Source organism: Exiguobacterium sp. A1_3_1, from assembly GCF_048985645.1.
Taxonomy (GTDB): Bacteria; Bacillota; Bacilli; order Exiguobacteriales; family Exiguobacteriaceae; genus Exiguobacterium_A; species Exiguobacterium_A indicum.
The window spans coordinates 1-547 of record NZ_WBYY01000338.1 but is presented as its reverse complement, the minus strand read 5'-3'; the positions used below and the strand labels follow the sequence as shown (position 1 = coordinate 547).

Genomic DNA, 547 nt, shown 5'->3' with positions numbered 1-547 from the left:
CACCTGACCATTGCCGTCGGTATCGACGCGCGAGACATCCTCGGTCTTTGTAGTATCTGGAGTTGGCTTCGCTGTCGTTTCTTTTTTCTTCTCCTTTTTCTTAGTTAAACCTAGTGCCGCATTTGTCTCGTCCGGATTGCCGTTCTTGAACCGGTCGACGACGGTGTTTCCACGGACTGTATAGGTATACTGATACGCGGATGGGATCATCGTCGACGTATCCGGATAAGTGATTTGCGCCTCGAAGTTCGTCGCGCCACCTGCCTTGCGGATGACGTCTTCCATGTACGCCTGATCACCATGACGGTTCAAGGTGCTGTCCTGTGGTGTGATGTTGTAGGCGTTCGAGACGCCACCGAGTGAGTCAGCGATAATATGTCCTTCATCGAGATCCGTACGTTCGACGCCAGGCACTTTCGCCTCGTCCGAGTAGTAGCGTCCGTCATGCGTGACGTCTTCCGTCGCATCATTCTGAAGCACGATCTTCTTCGCGATGACGCGGACCAGCTGACCGTGCTCATTCGTGAACGCCCAGTACTTCCGGCTG

The 547-nt window shown here is 54.1% G+C and carries 1 protein-coding gene; it reads right to left on the bottom strand.

Features of this window, described 5'->3' with window-relative positions; translation table 11 throughout:
• A partial coding sequence (locus F8N00_RS18245; protein WP_421018779.1) for a DNA/RNA non-specific endonuclease occupies nt 1-547 on the bottom strand: 547 nt, incomplete at both ends.